Raw genomic sequence first — 21,084 nt, 5'->3', positions numbered from 1 at the left:
GTGATTTCACGCAGTGTTTAAGGGCCTTCATCCAGCTTCCTCTCCCTTTTGTCCGCTTGTTTTCATATGCTGATGAACGGCCTTTTTCACCGCTTCCTCCGTTGGTTCCTTCAACAGGGTCATAAACGGCAAGTGCGCTACCCATTCATATCCTTCCATGACTTTATGATCAAATGACCTGATGACAACACACGGTGTATGTGTGATCGCACAAAAGATCATGCCATGCAGTCGATCTGTCACGACGACTTGTGCCTGTCTCAACTGCGTCCATAACGTGGATAATTCCTCTAAACGAGTCGTTCGATTCACTCGCTTACCAATGGTCGTTGTGATAAAACCAACTTGATCATACGTTTCTTTGATATGCTCCTGCAGTTGTTCTCGTTTCTCTTTCGTGAGATATGCCTCCTTATCCTCACGCAGACAAAGCAGCACACCTTCACGGGTTTGACTCTTTGATGTTTCGTCTAATGTCAGGACCATATCAGGCTGTTTCCACACCTCTTTATTAGGAAAATGCTGCTTCATCCATTGATAGGTGGTTTGATCTCTTGCCATCAAAAGAAGCCTCGGGTGTTGCTGATATGCTTGAATAGCGCGGCGTTCTTCTCTTTTCCCTCTCTTTGTTTCTGTAAAATGAGCAGTAGCGGGCAGCTGAATGACGGAATAGGACTTAAAGGCATTCATGATAAATTGTCTTGTCCATTCTTCATATCGGTATAAATCGCCCATGTTGCCCCCGCCGATGATACAGACAATGTCCTCTGGGTGCCGCGCGTGCTTCAGCGGACGTGCTAGACGATACATCTCCTGCATGTCTACTTCTATGATTTGATAGTCTGGAAAGTGCTTTTGTAAAAAACAGCAGCTGGCATAGGCAATCGCATGATCACCTAAGTTGTCATGTGCCGGCAGCAGCGTGAGAATGATTTTCTTCTGATGACGCAGCTCTGGCAGTCTTTGGCGGCTCAACCTATATTGAAGTGGATACTTGACCTTTAAGAGCAGCCACTCTGCGGCATGTGCTTTTAATTGCTGCAATGTCACACTCATCACCCCGATTTTCTCGTTTGATATTCAATCCATTTTTGATAGCTTGAAGCTGCGGCAGAGAGCGGATACACCCACTGCAGCCTAGCAAGGAATAAGATCATTCGCTTTCGCACAGTCAGCTTCGATGGTTCCACTTGTTTCACAGCCTTCCGAAAAGCTTCATGTGTCACCATTTCACGCATATGACCAAGCTTTTTTTGAAAGGACAGGGAATTTTGGCTCTTCCATTCATTGAGCATACAATGCAGCGTATGATTCACGATAAAAAAATAAAAAGCCTTCTCATATGGTGTCAGCTCATCATGCTCTTTTAAAAACAAACGTTGCGCGTCATAAAACGCCAGTCCATGCTGAAAATACTGCTTTTGATATCGCTGGACAATGGATGACAAATGAACCCGGTAATAATAAAGCGGCTCATGAACAAAGGCAATGACACGTGATAAAGAAAAACAGCGCAGCGTGACATATTGGTCTTCAATATTCTCAAGCTCACTTCTCAACGGAAAACGGATATGATGCTTTTCGATAAATGCCCGCCGATACAGCTTATTCCATGAGAATCCCGTGATCTCACCATGTAATAACGATTCTATTAAACTTGTCTTATCGGCTTTCTGCTGAGCTAACAGCGTCGTCGGTATGATCCTTTTTGACTGTTCAAACTGAATCCAATATTCACTAACAACAAGATCGGCACCAGTGTTTTCGGCTTCTTGATATAAAGCCTTACAGTATTGAGGAGCGAGAACATCGTCTGAATCAACAAAGGCAAGATACGTTCCTGTTGCTTCTTCTATGCCCCTGTTCCTCACCGCTCCCAGCCCTTGATTGGTTTGGTGAATCACCCGAAATCGCTCATCACGCGCAGCAAACGCTTCAAGGATGTCTCCACTGTGATCGGTAGATCCATCGTTAATGAGGATGACCTCTATATCTGAAAAGCTTTGGTCTGCAATCGATTGAAGACACTGCTCCACATATTGACTAGTGTTATAGACTGCGACCAATAGACTGATAGCTGGCATGACAGCAAGCCCCACCTTTCTTCAAATCTACTTTGTAAAAATCGTTCGGTACGGTAAAACAGAAGAATCAAACGGCATCAGCATGATGCTGTACAAAATATAGCAAACCGCAATTCCGATATACATAAAGAAATTGGTTCGCTGATCAAAAATCCGTGTGAAATAAGGCAGTAAAATGAGCTGATACAGACCAAAGTAAATATGAAATCTTGCATAAATGACATCCTTCGTTGCAAGGATGCCAAACAAAAATCCAAGCAAGCAAAAATTCACAATATAATCACTCTCTGGCGTCAGCTCACGAAGTCGTTTTCGACAAAAGAACGCAAGCAATAACGGCAAAATCAAGACACCAATTTTCGTCACATTCATTCCATTCGTATTCGTTGTCAGCCACTCCTCGTAATGACCATAAGAACTCCCTTGCAGCATCACCACAAACACGGAGACAAAGCGGTCATACAGAGCGGTTAAGCCTAGAAAAATCATACATAACACAAGCATCATCCAAGACCATGCCTTTGTTCTGACGATGAAATAGACTGGAATCATAATGAGTGCCGATGAATGAAACAGCGCACATACAAGCACGAGCGGAAAATACCATTTCCACTGACCTTCGATGACAAATCGGATGGCATAAAAAAGAATCGCCGCCACCATATACTGCCGCATGCCATTAAACGAAGCGTAATAATGAAATGTGCCGAGAAATAGCAGCATACTAAGCTCAAATGGCCGTCCATATCGCACAAGTGTTTTGATAATAAAAAAATAGGTGATGATCCCAACTGTGATATACATGATTTGCGGCTCATGTGACAGTTGATTGAGCATCCACAAGATCAATGTAAAGCCCGGATCAGTGGCGGCCTTGTCTACACCGAATCCGAAAATATGCCAAGGCTTGTCATAGTTGACGGAGAACTCATACATTTGTCCATAGGTGACGAAATCAGTTCCTACTTTGTAGCGTATGCCCGCCACAATACAAAGAAATAAAAATGGAAAAAACACCAGAAGCTTGTTCGGCCGCCAGCCGCTTTGTATGGTATCATCACGTCTGCCATAAAATGCAGCAAAGCTCGACCATAAATAGACCATGATCATGTTCACCAAATAAACCGCCATCTGCCAATCCTTCCTTATAATCCATACACATTCATCACACGGGTGATGTTCTGTTTCACATCAAATCCTCTAATGCCAAGCTGAGAAATAATCGTCTCCTGAAGAGGAGGGTCTGCATGGTAAGCTTCTAGTATGGCTTTCATCCACTCATGTGCTGAATCTTGCAAGGATTTCCTTTTCACAAGCCCACAGCCTAAATCGACTTCCTTTGTGATATGATCTGAAATCACACATGGGAGTCCAGATGCCTGCGCTTCCACTAATACGAGCGGAAGACCTTCAAACAAAGACGGCATCACAAACACATCAAATGCTTTCATATACTGCGGAACCTCTGAGACAACGCCCGTAAACACAATGTCTTCCATTAATCCTGCTTTCTCTGCATACGATTCAACCACTGCCCGGAGCGGCCCATCTCCTATGAGAACTAGCTGAAAGGAGACCCCTTGTTTTTTCAGTGTCTGCGCTAATTCGATGAAAAAAACATGATTTTTCTGCTCATGAAATCGGCCAATATGTCCAATGATCAGTTTTCTCTCATGAAGATGGAGGTCTTTTTTCATCATCACCTTCGCTTCTGGCTCCAACTGAAAAAAAAGGTCCAAATCAATCCCATTTGGTAAAATGTCCACTCGTCCATCGTGCATTCTTTTTTGTCCAAATAAAAAGACACCGGCATCTTCACCGCATGCAACGAGCTTCGTAGAAAAGGCAAAGATCAGCTGACGAAATCCTTTGAGCATCAAATGATCCACCCGGCTAGGAGACTGTTTCCAAGCCGTATTATGTGAATGGCAAATGCGTATCTTCACACCTGCCAGTTTCGCAGCAAGGGCAGAAAAGCCCGTTTGAAAATCTGTATGTGCATGCACCGCCTGATAAGGTCCCGTTTGCTTAATCGTCTTCGTCAACGTTTTGACAAATGTCCATGGAGAGGACGCTCCAATACTTGGGACATAAAAAATCCGCCCGCCAAGCTGACGAATTTCCTCATCGTAATCACAGACATCCTCTCGGTGGGTAATGAAATCAAATTGAAGAACATTTCGGTCGATTGCACGATAGATGTTCATGATCATCGTTTCTGCACCGCCTCTGTTCATTCCGCCCACAACATGAAGTACACGCTTTGGCTCACTCATCCCGAATCGTCCTCCTTTTCACCATAGATCCTCCAAGTTTCCGCTGATGATAAAACCTCATGATCTTTGGTGACATACAGGCACGGATGACCGGCTTAAGCGCAAAGAGATAATCAAACGGCGACAATTTTAATTGCTTGCATGCTTTTAACACAAGCCAGGCATTGTCCATTGAGTATCGGAATTTCCGGCGCTGAAAGGCCGCTTCATCCTCCCTTACAAGGTATAAGGGCTCTTGCAGATTAAAGCCTTTTCTCCCCGCAGCAAAAAAACGAATCCAAAGATCGATATCTTCCATCCGTCTGGTTGTTTTGACAGAACGATAGCCATTTAAAGCCTTGTAGGCAGACGCTCTCATCATAATCGTCCCATGACAAAAAGGCGTTCCTCTTGCTAGCACCCTTCGATCAGGCTCTGAGACAAGTGCTCGAACGCCCTTCGTCCCTGACTCATCAAACACCGTCATCGCCGTACCAACTACATCATATTCCGGATGTGCATCAAGGAAACGAACCTGTTTTTCTAATCGTGTAGACACCGATATATCGTCGCCATCCTGTCTTGCAATCAGTTCTCCATTCGTTTCAGTGAGACAACGATTTAAACTGGCGGCAAGTCTTTGATTGTGTTCATTTCGGATGAGGCGAATTCTATCGGGTTCACGCATGGTATAGTGCAGCACTTTTTCATAGGTGCCATCTGTTGATGCATCATCACATATGATGAGCTCCCAGTTTTCATAGGTTTGACGGAGAATCGATTCAATGCTTTCTTCTACTGTCTCTTGGCAATTGTAAACACCCATGATAATCGATACTTTCGGCTGACGCATGCTCACATCACCTTCTCTTTTTGGTCCATATACGTTGTGTAAATTTCCTCCATTGCACTTACCGTCTGCTCCTGTGCAAATGCGTGAGCCATAGAACGTCCCGCTTTCCCCATTAGGTGAAGCTGGTCCTTTTTATGATAGAGCTGCTGTAAATAAACGGCTAAACCATTCACATCATGCGGTTTGACTAAAAAGCCGTTCACTCCATGTTTGACGAGCTCACAATGCCCTCTATTTTCTGTTGCAATCACCGGCTTTTCAGCAGACATCGCTTCAAGAAGATTCATCCCAAGTCCTTCTCTCAAGCTGGTTGATACACATACATCGCTCAGATGCATCCACTCTTCGATGTGTTTGCAAAATCCCGCAAACTGTACATGTTCCTCAAGATTCAGCTGACAGACCAGCTTTTCATAGGACGACCGACTCGTCCCTTCTCCAGCAAATACAATTTTCACATGTGGTATATTCCGATACACCTGCGCGCAAGCTTTTATGAGCATTCCTTGATTTTTATTGTCATTTAATTCACCCGCACACAGCACGATAAAATCTTGCGTGGTAAAACCATATGCTTTGCGAAGGCGGTCTTTTTCTGTGTCATCAACTGGTGCAAATCGCTTCATATCGACACCCATACCGGGAACATAATGCACAGCCGCCTTCTCTTTTGACAGACGATCGGCTCTTTCATAGTCTTCTCCATTAATGGTGATGAGTGCATCTGTATATTGAACGAGCCATCTCTCAACTGGATAATAAAGCAGCCAATTTTGAAGCGGTGCCCCCTTCCAAAAGTGAAAGCCATGCGCTGTGTAAAGAACTTTCGTCCCTTTTTTGCGTGTTGTTTTCGCCGCTAGCCTGCCAATGACACTCCCCATCGGTGTGTGACAATGGATGAACTGATAATGCTCTTTTTCTAACAGCTTTTTCAGCTCCACATAAGCAAGCCGGTTTTGCAAATGAAAAGGGGAACGCTGAATCGGAATGGAATGCGCTTGATCCACATACGGCAGCTCCAGCTGGCCATTTGCCGCTGTATGCACTTCCCATCCTTGTTCCTGAAACCACCTGAAATACGGGAGATGGAACGCCTTAAAATGATAATCAACCGTTGCGCAAAACAAGACTTTTTTCTTCATTGGCAAGTGGCTCCTCCTCTCGTTCCATCGGTTCAGGCAATACATCATGCGACTCAATGGCGGCAAACAAGGCCTGTCTTAATTGATCGTCACTCATCATGTTAAATTCGTGAATAAAGCGGTTCAGCACATACGGATCTCCATCCAAGGCATGCCCGATATGGATTTTCGGGAAAATTTGCTCCTGTGCTTTTTCATGCTGGTTGAGTAACTCCTCGTACATTTTCTCTCCGGGACGAATCCCCGTAAATGTGATGGGAATCTGGTCTGTGGTGTAGCCTGAGAGGTGAATGAGGTTTTCTGCGAGGTCGACAATTTTGACTGGCTCCCCCATATCTAAAACAAAAATCTGCCTTCCTTCTGCTAGTGCACCAGCTTGAATAACAAGCCTTGATGCTTCTGGTATCGTCATAAAATACCTTGTCATGGCTGGGTGCGTGACAGTCACTGGTCCACCTTTTTCAATTTGTTTTTTAAAGATTGGAATGACGCTCCCCCTGCTTCCGAGTACATTCCCAAACCGGACGGCGACAAATTTCGTTTCACTGCTTGCCCCCATTTGCATAATCACCATTTCAGCAAACCGCTTTGTCGCTCCCATCACATTGGCAGGATTGACCGCTTTGTCAGATGAGATGAGGACAAATGTTTCAACTCCGTGCTCATGTGCAGCTTCTGCCACATTTTTTGTCCCGATAATATTGTTTTTCACCGCTTCTTTCGGGCTAATTTCCATGAGCGGGACATGTTTATGCGCGGCGGCATGATAAATCATATCCGGCTGAAAATGACCAACGATTTCACTCATTTTTTGTTTATCTTGAATATCCGCAATTTGTGGATATAGGCTAATGCTATCTCCATACAATTCTTTCAGCTCTAGTAAAATAGAATGAATGCTAAATTCTCCATGTCCCACAAGCACAATCGCCCGAGGGGCAAATACACAAATTTGACGACAGATTTCTGACCCGATAGACCCGCCAGCTCCTGTCACCATAATCGTTTTTCCTTTTAGGTGAACGGATAGACGGCTTGTATCTAATTGAATCGGCTCTCTTCCAAGCAAATCCTCTGGCTGTACATCCCGCAATTGATTCAGCGCATGGGTTCCTTTTAAAATCTGTTCCATTTCCGGCATAATCTGTGTTTTGATTCCAGTCGCTACACATTCCTTATACAGTCCTTTTAATGTGTGACTGCTTTTGGATGGAATGGCGATAATGATTTTTTGAATATCCATCATCGCAACAGCCGTTTGAATATGTTCTTTTCCCCCAAGAACAGGCAGCCCCATAATTTCAAGCTTATGCTTTGTTTTGTCATCATCAATGAAAGCGACCGGCTCAATATGTACATCACTCGACTGCTGAAGCTGACGAACGATAATGGTCCCGGCTGATCCAGCGCCAATGATTAGTGCCCGCTCCTTTTCAACTTGATACCGCTTCGCACCATCATGAAACAGCCTGGATGCCATACGAGATGTACCGATGAATAACACATGGAAAAGCCAGACAATGAATAAAAAGCGAAATGGCCATGTCTGCACAAAAATGTACAGCATTGTCATGGAAAATAAAAATGAACACGCAAAGGTCTTCATTAAAGAAAATAGCTCTCTAACCCCTGTATAGGCCCATACTTGCTTGTACACGTGAAAAATATACGAAAACAAATGGTGCCCGATCAGTAGACTGAGCGAAGAAATGACGAGCATTTCAAATGTATATACGGTTAACGCTGCCTCTTGGACAAATTGAAAGCCAAAAAAGACGGCAACTAAAATGAGATATGAATCTAGTGCCACGATGATTGATAATCTTTGGGCGTAAGTCAACGCTCCTCCCCCTTTTTAAAGCATCACTATTCTTACATAAAATGGGCATCAAACCCGTCCTCACATCCCACTACCGATGACGAGCATCTAAGGCATATGTCATGCCCACAGCAGGATCGAGTGCCTCCGTTGTTAAAGATTAGGAGACATCACCTATCAATCTCTTTAATACATATAGTGCCTTCCCTTTTTCACTTTCTTGCCATTTAGCATCGCTCCAAGCAGTTTCCCTGTCGTACCCTCTAATACTTCTTTTGATTTCTTCACAGCGGCAATCTTCGTTTTACCGCTTAACACCACAAGAATGCTTCCATCCGTCCGGTTCGCTAATATTTTTGCATCGGCTACAGGCAGAAGCGGTGTGGAATCCACAATCACCATGTCATACTGCTGCTCAATCTCGTAAAATAGCTGCTTCATCACAGAGGAGGAAAGCAGCTCAGCGGGATTTGGCGGAATGGTCCCACTCGGAAGCAGCTCTAAATGCTCAATCGGAGTAGGCAAAATAGCTTCCTCCAAAGTGCAATTATTTAATAGCACATTGGTCAATCCGGTGTGCGGACTCAGATCAAAATATTCATGAATAGCTGGTTTACGTAAATCAGCATCCATGAGCAAAACCCGTTTATTCTGCTGAGCAAAAACAGCTGCCAAGTTTGCAGCCGTAAATGATTTTCCTTCCTTCGGCAAGGAGGATGTAACCAATATCGACTTCAGCCTCGTTTGAATCGACGTGAATTCGATGTTCGTTCGGATCGTTCGGAATTGTTCCGCAATGACAGAGTGAGGATTTAATACAGAAATACAGGATAAATCTCTTTTTTCTCGTTTTTTCCTCTTAAAAATCAATGTTCTGTCCTCCCGTTATGACGGACTGCTTGTCTTTTTTTGCCCTCCTGTCTGCATGCATCTGATAGACACTGCCGAGCGACGGCAATCCGATCTCTTCTCTTATTTGATGTGTTCGTTTCACCGTATCATCGAGTAAATTCATTAAGAAAATGAGTGTCATTCCCCCTAATACAGAGGCGCCTAGTGCCAGAACAATGTGAACGAATTTACGTGAGTTCATCAGTATCGTGTTGGACAGCTTGGCTTCAGACAAAACATTAATGCGATCCATATTCATGGTTTTTTTGATTTCTTCTTGCAGCACCTCTGTGGCTGTATTCGCAATGGCTACTGCCTTCGCGCGGTCCTCATCTTGTACAGAAATATTTATGACCTCTGACTCATTTTCTGTACTTGTGGCAATTTTGTGTTTTAATCCTTCAGCCGATTCTGTAAGATTGAGTGTTTCTTTTACTTTTTCAATAACGATTGGACTTTTTAATAGGACTTGAAAGGTACGTGTATATTGAAGGTTCATCTGAATATCGTTTAAATTCGCTTGTGCATCACTGCTTCGTTTATGAACAAGAATTTGAGTGGTTGCCTGATATACAGGAGTCGAGACATAGAACTGATAGTAGGCTGAAATGCCCGTTACGATCAGGACAATCAGGATCAGAAGGGCCATTTTCTCTTTTATGACAGAAAACAGCTGCTTAAAACCTATATTCTCATTCATAGATACCTCCCGATTTCATCATAAAAAGGTTATATATGGTTTCTTTTTGTTAATGATTGGATTATAAAAGATAATACCCGCAAAGAAAAATGTCATAATAGGTCTTATAGTTCTTTTTAAAGAACGAAATCGTTCGTTTTCTTTTGTTTACTTCCTGTTTCTTACGTTTTTGAATTTTATAAAGAACAATTTATTTCTTATAATGAACGAAAAGGTCGCAGAACGATTCGCCGGGGAGAAGGGAGATCATATATCGAATGATAGGCAAGGTGATACGAATTTACCGAAAGAGGAAAGGATACTCAATTCAGCAGTTGGCAGAAGATGCCCATGTCTCTAAATCGTATTTGAGTAAAATTGAGCGTGGTGTCCATCGTAATCCATCTGTCCAGTTTTTAAAAAAGGTATCCTCATCACTAGACATTGATTTACAAGAGCTGTTTGATGCAGAAACGATGATGTTTCATTACGCTGAGGGCGGTGAACAGGAGTGGCGGGATCATATCGTTCATGCCGTCCAATCCGGCATGCCTAAAGAAGAACTGTATCAGCTGCTCCAAACCTACAGAAAGGAGCAGGAAGGAAAGACGTTGCATGTCAATCAGAGAAAGCTGACCGACTCAAATATGTCAGAATGGAAACGTCTCATGAGTGAAGCAAAGGCCATTGGCTTAACCATCGAGGAAGTGAAAGCGTTTCTTACCAATATGGGAGAACACCGGGCGTAAGCCACTGAGATAAAACCAATTTGCGGGGAGAAGCGCTTGTCGCTTCGATGAAATAGAGCCTTTTTGCATGAAAAGGCTCTATTCAGTTTATGGACAAAAAGCTAAAATGAACTTGATTTTAGCCCTTTGTCTTCTTTTCAGCGTGATAGAAAACCTTTGCAGTCTAGGAAGGACGAGCACCGGAGCGGAGCGAATTTGACATTCGTGAGCACCGAAGCGCAGGACTGACACCGAATGCGAGGGTTTTTCTACACGCTGATAGCCTTTTTGCATGAAAAGGCTCTGTTTTCTGTTATTCTTCTTTTTTGGTTCGTGCTTTTTTCGTAATATCATTGTTCTTCCAATAGGCCCATAGTGATGTGATGCCAAGAAAAGCTAACGTAATGAATTGCTGCACACCTTCTTCATCAATTGGAATTGGGCTTTTTCCTGCAGCGGTGAGAGCGCTGTTCACAAGTGCCAATAAAAGCAGCACAAGCCTCGCAATAGTGCCTGCACTAATTTTTTGAACCTTCAACTGTAACCCCTCCCCTTGGACGATACTGCTCGTTCCCTCTCATATGTATGCAAAAAGCGAATGAATAGAAGAATGAATCAAAAAAAGAGACATCATTCCTAGATGCGGAATGATGCCTTGATTTATGTGCTGATTATTTAGAGAACATCTTTTTTGCTTCATCCATTGCCATTTTGTTGCCTAGAGCTGAATAATCTAGCCAGGGCTGATCGGCAATCGGATACACTTGGTTTTTCTTCACAGCTTTTAGGCCTTTCCAAATCGGCGTCTGCTCTAACTGTTTGAATGCCTGTTGCGCCTTATCATCACGATTCACGACGACAAAAATAGCATCTGCATCAAAGTCAGGAAGCACTTCTTGAGAAATGACTTCAAATGGACGTTTGCTGTCCAGTTTTTTCACACCATCTACAGGTGTCAGTCCTAAATCATCGTATAAAATTGGCCCCATCGGACGTTTCATACTAAATACTCGAAGCTCTTTTGCTGTTACACGAATCGCCATCACTTTTCCATTTCCAATCTTTTTCTGGATGAGTGATTTGACTTCTTTTGCTTCTTGATTGTAGTCCTTAATATATTGATCGGCTTCTTTTTCTTTATTGACGAGCTTGCCGATTTTTTTCAAATGATCACGCCATGTGCCATCATTTAAATTAAACACTTCGGTTTTGGCGATTTTCTTGTATTTTGATAAGTCTTGTCCAGCCAGTTCTTCATCGACGTAAATGACATCTGGTTTTAAAGCAAGCAATGACTCCATATCAGGATCTGCTGCGATGCCCAGCTTTTTCGTTTGGCTAAGCTGCTTTTTCGCATGTGGAAGGAAATCTTTTAAGTCTCCCCCTACAACAGAGCCAGCAGGTTTTATCCCGAGTGCTAATAAGTCATTTGTTAAATGAATCGACAAGGACGCAATCTTAGGTGTTCCGTTTTCATCTTGATTTGTTGTCTTCTTTGTTTCCTGTTGACCACAAGCGGCCAGAATCAAGAAACAGAGCGTTAAACCAAACACAAGTACTTTTTTCATGATGAGTTCCTCTTTCTTATTTTGTTTTTGTTAGTAAATAGAGAAAATAAGGTGCTCCGATAAAAGCCACAACCACACCCGCTGGGATGGCATTTGGGGCAAATATGGAACGTCCGAGTGTATCAGCACTGACCAAAATCAACAATCCGAGCAAGGCGCTCACTGGTAAAAAATATTGGTGCAGTGAGCCGACAAGACGCCTTGCCAAATGAGGTGCAACAAGGCCAATAAAACCAATTCCGCCTGTCATCGATACACTTGCACTCGCTAGACCAACAGCTAAGGTGAGTAGCAACAGACGTTTACGCTGTACACGTACGCCAACACTTGAGGCGACGGCATCACCTAACGTTAACGCATTGAGTGTGCTGGACTGCATGAGCGTAAGCGGGACAAGACATACGATCCAAGGCAGGAGCGCAAGTACATGAATCCAGTCTCTTCCCCATACATTTCCCACAAGCCACCTTGAAGCGAAGGTATATGTATCTTCATCCAGTTTCAATGACAAATATAACGTCAATGCACTAAACCCCGCAGCTACGGCAATTCCAACAAGGATCAGCCGGATAGGCACAAGCCCTTCATGCCTGTCGTACGCAAGAAGAACGATGACTGCCGCCGCAAGTAGGCCTCCACCAAACGTAAAGAGCGGAATGAGTAAAGATGGATTTCCTTCTAGTACGTGAAAATACGTCACAAAGATGATTAAGCCGAATGCGGCTCCTGCATTCAGACCGATAATCCCAGGATCGGCAAGTGGATTGCGGGATAAACTCTGCAAAATGCCACCTGCGATACCTAGACCTATTCCAGCTAGTATCGTCACGACGATTCGAGGCAGACGATAATCAAACAGCACCGTCTCACTTTGGAAATCTCCAAAGCCAAATAACGTTTTGACAACAACGAGAGGACTGAGTTTCAGCGTGCCGGTATTTAAACTATACAGCACGACAGCCGCACTCAGACAAAGCAAAACGGCTGTCACGACAAGAGCACGCCGTTTCTCTTTCATGACAGGTTCCTCCCTTCTTTTCTGGCAATATATAAGAAGAAAGGAACACCAACAAGTGCCACCATGACGCCAATGGCAAGCTCTCTTGGCGGATTTACTGTCCGGCTGGCAAGATCAGCGAAGACGAGAAGTATTGCGCCTAAAATCGCTGACATCGGAATGACGAAACGATAATTGACCCCAACCAGCTTTCGTGCAATATGCGGAATGACAAGCCCGACAAACCCAATAGACCCAACCGCCGATACAGACACGCCTGCCAGCAGAACCGCAGCAGCCATACCTAGTATTCGCACTTGCCTGGTTTTCACCCCTAAATTCGCAGCTACATCTTCACCAAGTGATAATAACGAGAGGGATCGTCCTAATAACATCGCCCAAACGATGACAATGAGAATGACTGGAGCAAGGATCATCAGCTGCGGCCATTTGACACCTGCCACACCCCCTGCATACCAAAAAGCCAGATCCTGACTGAGATCAAAGTAAATGGCGATACCCGAGCTTAGCGCATGCAGCAATGCGGCAACAACAGCTCCAGCTACAGTGAGCCGAAGTGGGGTCAGCACGCCGCCAGCCGCCCCAATGGCAAAGATCAGCAGCGTACTGAGAACGGCCCCAAAAAAAGAAAATAACATCAATGCGGAATAAGGCATTCCTGGAAAAAAAGCAAAACAGAGAGCGACTACAAACATCGCACCGCCGTTAATGCCTAATATCCCGGCATCTGCCAGCGGATTTCTTGTAATGCCTTGCATAAGCGCACCTGCCACAGCAAAGGCCGCTCCAACAAGTGCAGCTCCTAGCACACGCGGAAGCCTTATTTCATGAATGATCTGCTGCTCTGTCACATGAGACTGATAGTCAAACACAGCTGTCCAGACCGTTTGCAAAGACAATGACTTTGCACCGTAGGAAACAGCCAAAAACATAGCCGCCAATAAACCAATGACAGCGAGAAAAAACAATAAAAAGAACAAAATAGGTGATGATCGTTTTTGTTGAGATGTTCGCTTATCCGGCAAAATCGGTGTCATCCTTTTCTTCATTAAAAGTCAGTTTGAAAATGAGAATCATAATCATCAAAATTATAGCCGTCAGCCTCTGAAAAATCAATGTACGGCTCATTTTTTTTATTATTGAAGGTATTGGTAGACGGCAAATAAGAGAATTCTTTCCTTCTGCTTTTTCTCGTTGTGAAAGACCTATCAATTTTTACAGTATTTTAATAGGAAAATAGTTGACATTCCGCATGAAAATCCCCTAAAATTACAAAAGTAAGTCAATTGTTATAAAAATATTACAAACAGATGTCAAAGGAATAAAGAATGACCCGTCATGAGAGGAGAATTGAAAGTTGTGTCAGTAAAGGGAAAATGGAGTATCATCCTATTTGCGCTTGCCATCGTCATTGGAGCAGTTGCATTCTTTCAAAATCAGCAAGCAAGCGGTACAGAGAAGAAAAATGTGAAGCAGGATACGAATTATAAAAATGTTGAAATTGTCACTCTTGTAAATGACGGGAAGTTTATGAGATATGCGGTGAACTATCCACTTTTTCATCAAAAAAAGCTAGATGACAAGATTCAAAGCTATGCGAATTCAGCATTAGAACATTTCAAAAAGACATTTAGTGAAGCAAAGGACATTGATGAAAACAAACGGTTTGAACTGAATATTGACTATGACATGGTGCACTATGCAAAACAATCTGCGGCCATTTATTTTACGACCTACACATATACAGGTCAGCAAAATGGGACCACTCATCACGTCACAATCAATTTTGATTTTCAGAAAAAAGACTTTCTTGACACAAAAGATTTATTTCAACCCAAAAAGGACTATTTGAAAAAATTATCCTATATTACATACACGGAGCTTAAAAAAGATAAAACCTTGTCTAAGGATCTATCACTCCTTCAAAAAGGAACAGCCCCTACTGATCAAAACTTCAGTCAATTCGCCTTAAAAGAGAAATATATAGAGTTCTATTTCCCAGCTTCTCAAGTAGCTGCAAAGGACTTAGGTCCGCAAACGCTGGCGATCAAAAAGACGCTGCTAAAAGATATCTTGAAGCCGGAATACATGAATAAGACCAAAAATCAGAATGAAATCAAAGAACCGAATCCAAAAAGAAAAGCCGTCAAGCTGCCGCAAAAGCCAAAGCTTGATCCGAATAAAAAAGCCATCGCACTCACATTTGATGACGGTCCAAACCCAGCCACAACTTCAACCATTTTAGCAGCGCTGAAGGAAAATAAAGGACACGCCACCTTTTTCGTATTAGGAAGCAGGGTTCAGTATTATCCTGGAATGCTTGCCGACATTTTAAAGGGCGGAAATGAGATCGGAAACCATTCATATAACCATCCTTTATTAACGAGACTCCCTCTAAAAGAAGCGGTCAAACAAGTAAAAGACACGCAGAAGCTGATTAAAAAGGCTAGCGGTTATACTCCTACGCACTTTAGACCGCCATATGGAGGAACAAATCCCGACATCAATCAAGCGGTTGGCATGAACGTTTCATTGTGGGATGTCGATCCTGAGGACTGGAAAATTCGCAACAGCCAGCAGATCACAAACCATGTTCTCTCACATGCAGCAGATGGCAAAACCGTACTCATGCACGATATTTATGACAGCTCTGCTCGAGCAGCAGTGAAGATCATACATGAACTCACCAAACAAGGCTACCAGCTTGTCACAGTCAGCGAACTTGAACAATTGAAAAAAGAACGAAACGAACAAACCCCTGTGCAGTAAACACAGGGGCTTTTTTTATGACTCTAACAACTTCTTTCTTTTTAACAATGCTTGAAACGTCTCTTCAAGCTCCCGAGAAGGCTCGATGCTTAAACGACTGAGCACTTCAGACAGCTGCATATCAATCAGCAGGAGCTCTTCTTCTTTCTTTGTAGCAGCTGGCTTTTCTTCCTTTTGTTTATATTCTTCATAGGTGCCATCAAAGCGTTCAATGGTTCCCTCGTGCACATGAAGAATACGAGTAGCCACCTGCTCAATGAGCCTCCTGTCGTGGGAGACAAACACGACTGTGCCCGGGTAATCTTTTAAAAGTTCTTCAAGCGCTTCTACTGCCGCAAGGTCTAAAAAGTTCGTCGGTTCATCAAGCATCAGAACATTGGCATCACTGACGAGCAGCTTTGCAAGCATCGTCTTCACCCGTTCCCCGCCGCTTAATACGTTCGTCAGCTTGTACACATCGTCTCCCCGAAACCCAAGTCTCGCTAAAACGGTGCGAACGACAGTCTCATCTTGAATCGCCTGTTCCAGTGCATTTTGTAAGATCGATTCATCTAGATTCAGTTCTGAAAGATCTTGGCTGAAATAACCGATCTTCACGGCTTCTGAACGAAAAATCCCGGGATTTCCGTTTACAAGCATTCGGAGAAATGTCGTTTTACCGCTCCCATTCTTCCCAATGATCGCGACTTTGTCTCCGCCTCTTACTTCTACATTCGCCTTTTTCCAAAGGACTTTATCTCCTGCCATGCCATCTACATGTTCGACACGAAAAATGGTGCGGCTTGCCACTTCCTTCATGGTGTGCTGCGTCATTTGAAGAGGCTGGGCTTCCTTTACCTTCTCCACCTTTTCTAATTTTTCCATTCTTGTTTCAATAGATTTGGCTGTTTTTTGAAGCTTTTTTTGCTTGTTTGCATAATAAGGCTTTGCAATTTTAGGCCCTGAGGATTTCAGCTTTGGAGATGGCTTTGTCGCTTTGTCGGCTTTTTTCATTTTCTTTTGCAGTGCATGTTCTAACTGTTTTTTCTTCTGGGTATACGCCTCGTACGCCTCCACTTGCTGACGATGTTCGAGTTCTTTTTGCCGGGCAAAATCGCTGTAGTTGCCTTTGTATGGTTTGAGTTTCCCATCCTCCAATTCCCAAATGTCTGTACATAACGCATCTAAAAAAGCACGGTCATGCGAGACGACAATCAGAGCACCTTGATGATAACGAAGCTTTTCTTCTAGCCACTCAATATGCTCCGTATCTAAGTGAGTCGTGGGTTCATCGGCTAATAAAAGGGCAGAAGGCCGGCTTAAAGCTCTTTCAATATAAGCTTGTGTCATCTCTCCGCCACTTTGTCTGCCATCTCCTGTCTTTAGTTGAGGAAGCAGGGTACAAGTTGTAGTGTGTGCAAATGTGCCGCTGTCTGGTTTTTCCCTCCCCGCCAGTACATGGAGCAATGTCGTTTTCCCACTGCCATTTGTCCCTACAAGGCCGATTCGGTCCCCTTGATGAATGGCAAGCTCCTCTATATCAAATAACAAACGATCCTTTCGAAATACTTTTAATTGGTGGGCTCTCAGTAACATCCAACCCTCTCCTTTCGTATCAGGAGACATGAAAAAGCCTCCCATTCTCAGAATAGGAGGCAAAATGGTGTACAAAAATAAGCGTATCGATACAGAATGACATGCGGTTCATCAAATGAGCACACATCTCCCCCGTATCCATCACTTCAATCTTTGATTCCCAAGCTGTACCATCCTATTCCGAAGCTAAAAAATGAAAACGCAGCAAACATAGCAACACATATCGTTTGCTCACTGCCTTCGTTCTTTCATTTTGCTTACAGGTCATAGGATTAGTACTTCATTGCATTGGGTCACCCTTCCGTCATTTGTTACGTATACGATAAAAGATTGGTTATTTTTTGTCAAGCTGAAAAGGCATGAGTGAGTCTATTAGCTTGAGCGTAAATGGATGAGTCGCTTCAAACAGCTGGTCATTTTTACATTCTTCCACAAGTTTTCCCTCATGTAAAAAAAGAAGTCGATCACATAAATAAACGGCTGCCTCTAGATCATGGGTAATCATGAGAATGGTCATATCTAACTCTTGCTTTAATGTCTCAAGAAGCTCCAATATTTGAACTTGGACAGAAACGTCAAGTGAGCTAAGGACTTCATCTAAGATGAGAATGGCTGGATTCGTCGATATGGCCCTTGCTATGCATACACGCTGGAGCTGACCGCCGCTTAGTTGGTGAGCATATTGATTTAGCAAAGACGATGGAAGTCTTACTTGCTTGAGCAGGGACAACACTTTTTGGTTCACATCCATGTTTCGCTTTATTATTTGCATGGGTTCTGCTATGATCTCTTTCACTGTAAAGGAAGGATGGACAGAAGAAAGATAATCCTGAAAAACAACACTCATTTTCCCCCGGTTCATCTTACGCCATGTATGAGCTGGCCATCCACCTATCTTTATCTCTCCGCCGTCTAATGTTTCTAAACCAAGCAGCGTACGTGCTATTGTACTTTTACCACTGCCGCTCTCACCGACTAACCCGACACATTCACCCTCTCCAATCTGAAATGAAACCTGAGCTATGCGTGCTATGGATTCCTCTTTATGAAAAAAGCGCCCTTTACCTTCTCCATGTTTAAGTAGTTGATTTGCTGTGATCAGCATGGGAATGCCCTCACTCTCTTCTGCTGCCTCAGTGCTTCAAGGGGGGCCGATAAGCGAAGCCTCGTTTCTAGTAAATGCCTCGTTTGAGGATGCTCAGGTGATGTAAATATCTCTTTTGCATGACGATGCTCAAGCATCTTCCCTTGGTGCATCACCAACAATTCATCAGCGATTGCCTGAACGACGCCTAAATCATGCGAAATGATGATCAAGGCAGCTCCTGTTTCTTCTTTCAGCGTCTGTAATTGCGTGATGACTTCACGCCGGTTATATGCATCTAATGACGCTGTAGGCTCATCGGCAATGATCACGTCAGGAGAAAGCATGATCGTAATGGCAATCATGACACGTTGAAGCATCCCTCCCGACAGCTCATGAGGATATTTTTTCATTAACATATGCGGATTGTTTAAATGGACACGTTCTAGCCCAGTGATCGCATGTGCTGTCCCTTCTTTTCCACGTAAACCCAAATGCCGCTGGAACGTTTCAAGTATTTGATGACCAATTGTTTCAATTGGATTGAACGCATTCATAGCATCTTGTGGAATGTAGCCAATTCGCTTTCCTCTCCACTGCTGTGAAGTCTGACTTGTCAATTTTTCACCGTCAAACAAAATGGTCCCAATCATCTCTAGCGAAGGAGGGATAAGGCCAATTAATGCTTTTGCAACGGTTGATTTTCCGCTTCCACTTTCTCCAATAACGCCTAAACAACGTTGTCTATGTAATGTAAACGTGATATTTGCCACTAAATCCTTTTGTTGAATCGGATCATGTACGGACAGATTTTTTATCTCGATGAAAGGCAAACCGTCTCCCCCCTTTTTTGTTGGTAAGGTGCATGGCAGGGTTCATGACCTGCTGAAGACTGTCTCCTAAAAAATTCAGTGCCATGACCACAAATAAGATCGCAAGTCCAGGCGGGAGCATATGAGCCGGGTGCGTCACCATGACATTCTTCGCCTCGTTGAGCATCATGCCCCATTCCGGTGTAGGTGCACTCACACCTAATCCAAGAAAAGACAGAGCAGAAATATTTAAAATGACCCAGCCTGCGTCAAGTGTAGCAAAGACAGCAATCTCTCCTGAGATGCGAGGAAATAGATGTTTTCGAAGGATATAAAAAGGTGAACCCCCAGATACTTTCGCAAACTGAACAGATGGTTCATTCGTATATTGCAGGACTGACGAACGAATCATCCTTGTATACCAAGCCCATTTTGCAAGGACATTGGCCAAAATAATATTGAAAAGCCCAGGTCCCATAATGCCCACAACGGCCAAAATCATCACCTCTGCTGGAAATGACAGCATGACATCACATATTCTCATTAGAGCTCCATCAACTTTCCCTCTAAAAAAGCCAGCTACAAGTCCAAGTATCGTACCAATGAACATCGTGATACACATTGTCAGCACGGCAGCAAGCATCGTTGTCCGAATACCATATAAGAGCCGGGACAATACGCATCTCCCCAGCTGATCGGTTCCGAGGGGATATGTTAGACTCACACCAGCATATTTTTGAAGAATGTTCGTGTCAGTTGGGTCATGCGGCGCTAGAAACGGTGCAAACAGCCCAGCTAATGTGACAAGTACCAAAAGCCAGATAGACAGAATAGCCATTCGATCTTTTCTTAATTGATTCCATACGATCAAATTTTTTAGACCTCCTTTCTTAACTGCGGGTTCATGATCATTTGTATGACATCAGCAACAAGGTTGCACACAACGAACAGGCATCCCATCACAAACAAATAGGCTTGAATAATAGGGAAATCGGCGTGAAAAATAGCTGTTACACACAAACGGCCAACCCCTGGCCAAGCAAAGAGATTTTCAATAATAACGGTTCCTGCAATGAGCTTTGGTATTGACATACCGAGTGCTGTTACCGCTAGTTGAAGGGCATGTCTCATCACCTTCAATTGAATGGTTCGTTCCTTTAAACCACGAGCTCTTGCATAAAAAACAAAGGGCTCGTGCTGAAACTTTAGGATTTGATTTCGAATGAGTCTCACATAGGTCGATAAGTAGCCAAGTGATAAAGTCATCGCTGGCAAAAGAATCGATTTAAATCCTTCCATTCCACTCGTGTTGACCCAGTTAAATTTGACTGAAAAAAGCCAGATAAACAAAATGCCCAACCAAAAACTAGGCATGGAAGCTGCAATAAACACAAATGCTCTCACGATTCGATCCAACCATGTATGTGCCGCATATGCACACACCATTCCGAATAACAAACTCAGCACAATAATAAACAAAAGGGACATCCCTGCAAGCTGTAAAGTCGCAGGAAGTGCCTCCATCATCAGGTCAAGTACAGGCTCATGTGTGACATAACTACTGCCAAAATCACCTGTTAATCCGTCTTTAAGCCATGTGACATAGCGTATGAAAAACGGTTGATCTAAGCCTAGCTCTTGACGCATAGATTCAATCATCTCTTCCGTTGGGGTTACTTGGTTCACACGTAAAGCGACCTCAGCTGGATCACTCGCACGCATCGCAAGTAGCACAAACGCAAAAAACGTAATGAATACAATGAGCGGCAAAAGAAGCAATAATCGTTTTATGATATAGCGTGTCATG

The 21,084-nt window shown here is 43.5% G+C and carries 20 protein-coding genes; 2 read left to right on the top strand and 18 right to left on the bottom strand.

Going from position 1 to position 21,084, the window contains the following annotated elements:
* Positions 1 to 27: 27 nt before the first annotated feature.
* The 9 genes from EBQ12_RS07735 to EBQ12_RS07695 all read right to left on the bottom strand — a co-directional run bounded on the left by EBQ12_RS07735 (position 28) and on the right by EBQ12_RS07695 (position 9,744).
* Positions 28 to 1,056 (bottom strand): polysaccharide pyruvyl transferase family protein, encoded by a 1,029-nt coding sequence (locus EBQ12_RS07735; protein WP_125589599.1) that lies wholly within the window; start codon positions 1,054 to 1,056, stop codon positions 28 to 30.
* On the bottom strand, positions 1,056 to 2,084 hold the full coding sequence (locus EBQ12_RS07730) for a glycosyltransferase family 2 protein (protein WP_125589596.1): 1,029 nt from the start codon (positions 2,082 to 2,084) through the stop codon (positions 1,056 to 1,058). The genes EBQ12_RS07735 and EBQ12_RS07730 overlap by 1 nt, the downstream gene beginning before the upstream one ends.
* Positions 2,085 to 2,111: 27 nt before the next feature.
* Entirely contained in the window at positions 2,112 to 3,215 is a 1,104-nt protein-coding gene (locus tag EBQ12_RS07725; protein ID WP_125589594.1) for an EpsG family protein, read from the bottom strand.
* 14 nt (positions 3,216 to 3,229) lie between these two features.
* Positions 3,230 to 4,360 (bottom strand): glycosyltransferase family 1 protein, encoded by a 1,131-nt coding sequence (locus EBQ12_RS07720; protein WP_125589591.1) that lies wholly within the window; start codon positions 4,358 to 4,360, stop codon positions 3,230 to 3,232.
* Positions 4,353 to 5,192, bottom strand: a complete 840-nt coding sequence (epsE, locus tag EBQ12_RS07715) for a glycosyltransferase EpsE (RefSeq protein ID WP_017368088.1) — start codon at positions 5,190 to 5,192, stop codon at positions 4,353 to 4,355. The genes EBQ12_RS07720 and epsE overlap by 8 nt, the downstream gene beginning before the upstream one ends.
* Positions 5,193 to 5,194: 2 nt before the next feature.
* Positions 5,195 to 6,334 (bottom strand): glycosyltransferase family 4 protein, encoded by a 1,140-nt coding sequence (locus EBQ12_RS07710; protein WP_060832672.1) that lies wholly within the window; start codon positions 6,332 to 6,334, stop codon positions 5,195 to 5,197.
* Positions 6,300 to 8,174, bottom strand: coding sequence for a polysaccharide biosynthesis protein (locus EBQ12_RS07705; protein WP_046344521.1), 1,875 nt, complete (start codon positions 8,172 to 8,174; stop codon positions 6,300 to 6,302). The genes EBQ12_RS07710 and EBQ12_RS07705 overlap by 35 nt, the downstream gene beginning before the upstream one ends.
* Before the next feature lie 165 nt (positions 8,175 to 8,339).
* Complete coding sequence (locus tag EBQ12_RS07700; protein WP_125589588.1) at positions 8,340 to 9,023, bottom strand: CpsD/CapB family tyrosine-protein kinase; 684 nt, start codon at positions 9,021 to 9,023, stop codon at positions 8,340 to 8,342.
* Positions 9,013 to 9,744 (bottom strand): YveK family protein, encoded by a 732-nt coding sequence (locus EBQ12_RS07695; RefSeq protein ID WP_007500132.1) that lies wholly within the window; start codon positions 9,742 to 9,744, stop codon positions 9,013 to 9,015. Before EBQ12_RS07695 ends, EBQ12_RS07700 begins: the two co-directional genes overlap by 11 nt.
* Before the next feature lie 257 nt (positions 9,745 to 10,001).
* On the opposite strand from EBQ12_RS07695, the gene slrR reads away from it, so the two are divergent.
* A complete protein-coding gene (gene slrR / locus EBQ12_RS07690; protein WP_017368091.1) occupies positions 10,002 to 10,472 on the top strand; it encodes an HTH-type transcriptional regulator SlrR in 471 nt (156 codons plus the stop codon).
* Between the two features lie 292 nt (positions 10,473 to 10,764).
* Here the strand turns inward: slrR and EBQ12_RS07685 are convergent, their stop codons facing one another.
* The 4 genes from EBQ12_RS07685 to EBQ12_RS07670 all read right to left on the bottom strand — a co-directional run bounded on the left by EBQ12_RS07685 (position 10,765) and on the right by EBQ12_RS07670 (position 13,969).
* Positions 10,765 to 10,989, bottom strand: coding sequence for a phage holin (locus EBQ12_RS07685; protein WP_008347764.1), 225 nt, complete (start codon positions 10,987 to 10,989; stop codon positions 10,765 to 10,767).
* A gap of 133 nt (positions 10,990 to 11,122) precedes the next feature.
* Complete coding sequence (locus EBQ12_RS07680; RefSeq protein WP_007500130.1) at positions 11,123 to 12,019, bottom strand: iron-hydroxamate ABC transporter substrate-binding protein; 897 nt, start codon at positions 12,017 to 12,019, stop codon at positions 11,123 to 11,125.
* 16 nt (positions 12,020 to 12,035) lie between these two features.
* Positions 12,036 to 13,037 (bottom strand): FecCD family ABC transporter permease, encoded by a 1,002-nt coding sequence (locus EBQ12_RS07675; RefSeq protein ID WP_017368092.1) that lies wholly within the window; start codon positions 13,035 to 13,037, stop codon positions 12,036 to 12,038.
* Positions 13,034 to 13,969, bottom strand: a complete 936-nt coding sequence (locus tag EBQ12_RS07670; protein WP_412674628.1) for a FecCD family ABC transporter permease — start codon at positions 13,967 to 13,969, stop codon at positions 13,034 to 13,036. Before EBQ12_RS07670 ends, EBQ12_RS07675 begins: the two co-directional genes overlap by 4 nt.
* 427 nt (positions 13,970 to 14,396) lie before the next feature.
* On the opposite strand from EBQ12_RS07670, the gene EBQ12_RS07665 reads away from it, so the two are divergent.
* The gene (locus EBQ12_RS07665; RefSeq protein WP_048001963.1) at positions 14,397 to 15,806 is read left to right on the top strand and encodes a polysaccharide deacetylase family protein; all 1,410 of its coding nucleotides are present in this window, start codon (positions 14,397 to 14,399) and stop codon (positions 15,804 to 15,806) included.
* Between the two features lie 15 nt (positions 15,807 to 15,821).
* Here the strand turns inward: EBQ12_RS07665 and abc-f are convergent, their stop codons facing one another.
* The 5 genes from abc-f to opp1B all read right to left on the bottom strand — a co-directional run bounded on the left by abc-f (position 15,822) and on the right by opp1B (position 21,083).
* Positions 15,822 to 17,381 (bottom strand): ribosomal protection-like ABC-F family protein, encoded by a 1,560-nt coding sequence (gene abc-f / locus EBQ12_RS07660; protein ID WP_206428019.1) that lies wholly within the window; start codon positions 17,379 to 17,381, stop codon positions 15,822 to 15,824.
* 334 nt (positions 17,382 to 17,715) lie between these two features.
* On the bottom strand, positions 17,716 to 18,486 hold the full coding sequence (locus EBQ12_RS07655; RefSeq protein ID WP_125589583.1) for an ABC transporter ATP-binding protein: 771 nt from the start codon (positions 18,484 to 18,486) through the stop codon (positions 17,716 to 17,718).
* Positions 18,480 to 19,298 carry an ABC transporter ATP-binding protein gene (locus tag EBQ12_RS07650; RefSeq protein ID WP_125589581.1) on the bottom strand — a complete coding sequence of 273 codons (819 nt, stop codon included), beginning with the start codon at positions 19,296 to 19,298 and terminating at the stop codon, positions 18,480 to 18,482. Before EBQ12_RS07650 ends, EBQ12_RS07655 begins: the two co-directional genes overlap by 7 nt.
* A complete protein-coding gene (opp1C, locus tag EBQ12_RS07645; protein ID WP_035389463.1) occupies positions 19,261 to 20,148 on the bottom strand; it encodes a nickel/cobalt ABC transporter permease in 888 nt (295 codons plus the stop codon). The genes EBQ12_RS07650 and opp1C overlap by 38 nt, the downstream gene beginning before the upstream one ends.
* A 5-nt stretch (positions 20,149 to 20,153) precedes the next feature.
* The gene (opp1B, locus tag EBQ12_RS07640; protein WP_008347783.1) at positions 20,154 to 21,083 is read right to left on the bottom strand and encodes a nickel/cobalt ABC transporter permease; all 930 of its coding nucleotides are present in this window, start codon (positions 21,081 to 21,083) and stop codon (positions 20,154 to 20,156) included.
* Position 21,084 lies beyond the last annotated feature (1 nt).

The sequence above is a fragment of the Bacillus sp. 2B09 genome, from assembly GCF_003946835.1.
GTDB classification, from domain to species: domain Bacteria; phylum Bacillota; class Bacilli; order Bacillales; family Bacillaceae; genus Bacillus; species Bacillus altitudinis.
The sequence above is the reverse complement of the archived record's forward strand: the minus strand, read 5'-3'. Positions and strand labels throughout refer to the sequence as shown.

Bases quoted from the DNA above. Each gene is read 5' to 3' on its own strand.
- EBQ12_RS07735 (WP_125589599.1), bottom strand. From the start codon at position 1,056: ATGAGTGTGACATTGCAGCAATTAAAAGCACATGCCGCAGAGTGGCTG.
- EBQ12_RS07730 (WP_125589596.1), bottom strand. From the start codon at position 2,084: ATGCCAGCTATCAGTCTATTGGTCGCAGTCTATAACACTAGTCAATAT.
- EBQ12_RS07725 (WP_125589594.1), bottom strand. From the start codon at position 3,215: ATGGCGGTTTATTTGGTGAACATGATCATGGTCTATTTATGGTCGAGC.
- EBQ12_RS07720 (WP_125589591.1), bottom strand. From the start codon at position 4,360: ATGAGTGAGCCAAAGCGTGTACTTCATGTTGTGGGCGGAATGAACAGA.
- epsE (WP_017368088.1), bottom strand. From the start codon at position 5,192: ATGCGTCAGCCGAAAGTATCGATTATCATGGGTGTTTACAATTGCCAA.
- EBQ12_RS07710 (WP_060832672.1), bottom strand. From the start codon at position 6,334: ATGAAGAAAAAAGTCTTGTTTTGCGCAACGGTTGATTATCATTTTAAG.
- EBQ12_RS07695 (WP_007500132.1), bottom strand. From the start codon at position 9,744: ATGAATGAGAATATAGGTTTTAAGCAGCTGTTTTCTGTCATAAAAGAG.
- slrR (WP_017368091.1), top strand. From the start codon at position 10,002: ATGATAGGCAAGGTGATACGAATTTACCGAAAGAGGAAAGGATACTCA.
- EBQ12_RS07680 (WP_007500130.1), bottom strand. From the start codon at position 12,019: ATGAAAAAAGTACTTGTGTTTGGTTTAACGCTCTGTTTCTTGATTCTG.
- EBQ12_RS07675 (WP_017368092.1), bottom strand. From the start codon at position 13,037: ATGAAAGAGAAACGGCGTGCTCTTGTCGTGACAGCCGTTTTGCTTTGT.
- EBQ12_RS07670 (WP_412674628.1), bottom strand. From the start codon at position 13,969: ATGTTTTTGGCTGTTTCCTACGGTGCAAAGTCATTGTCTTTGCAAACG.
- abc-f (WP_206428019.1), bottom strand. From the start codon at position 17,381: ATGTTACTGAGAGCCCACCAATTAAAAGTATTTCGAAAGGATCGTTTG.
- EBQ12_RS07655 (WP_125589583.1), bottom strand. From the start codon at position 18,486: ATGCTGATCACAGCAAATCAACTACTTAAACATGGAGAAGGTAAAGGG.
- opp1B (WP_008347783.1), bottom strand. From the start codon at position 21,083: ATGACACGCTATATCATAAAACGATTATTGCTTCTTTTGCCGCTCATT.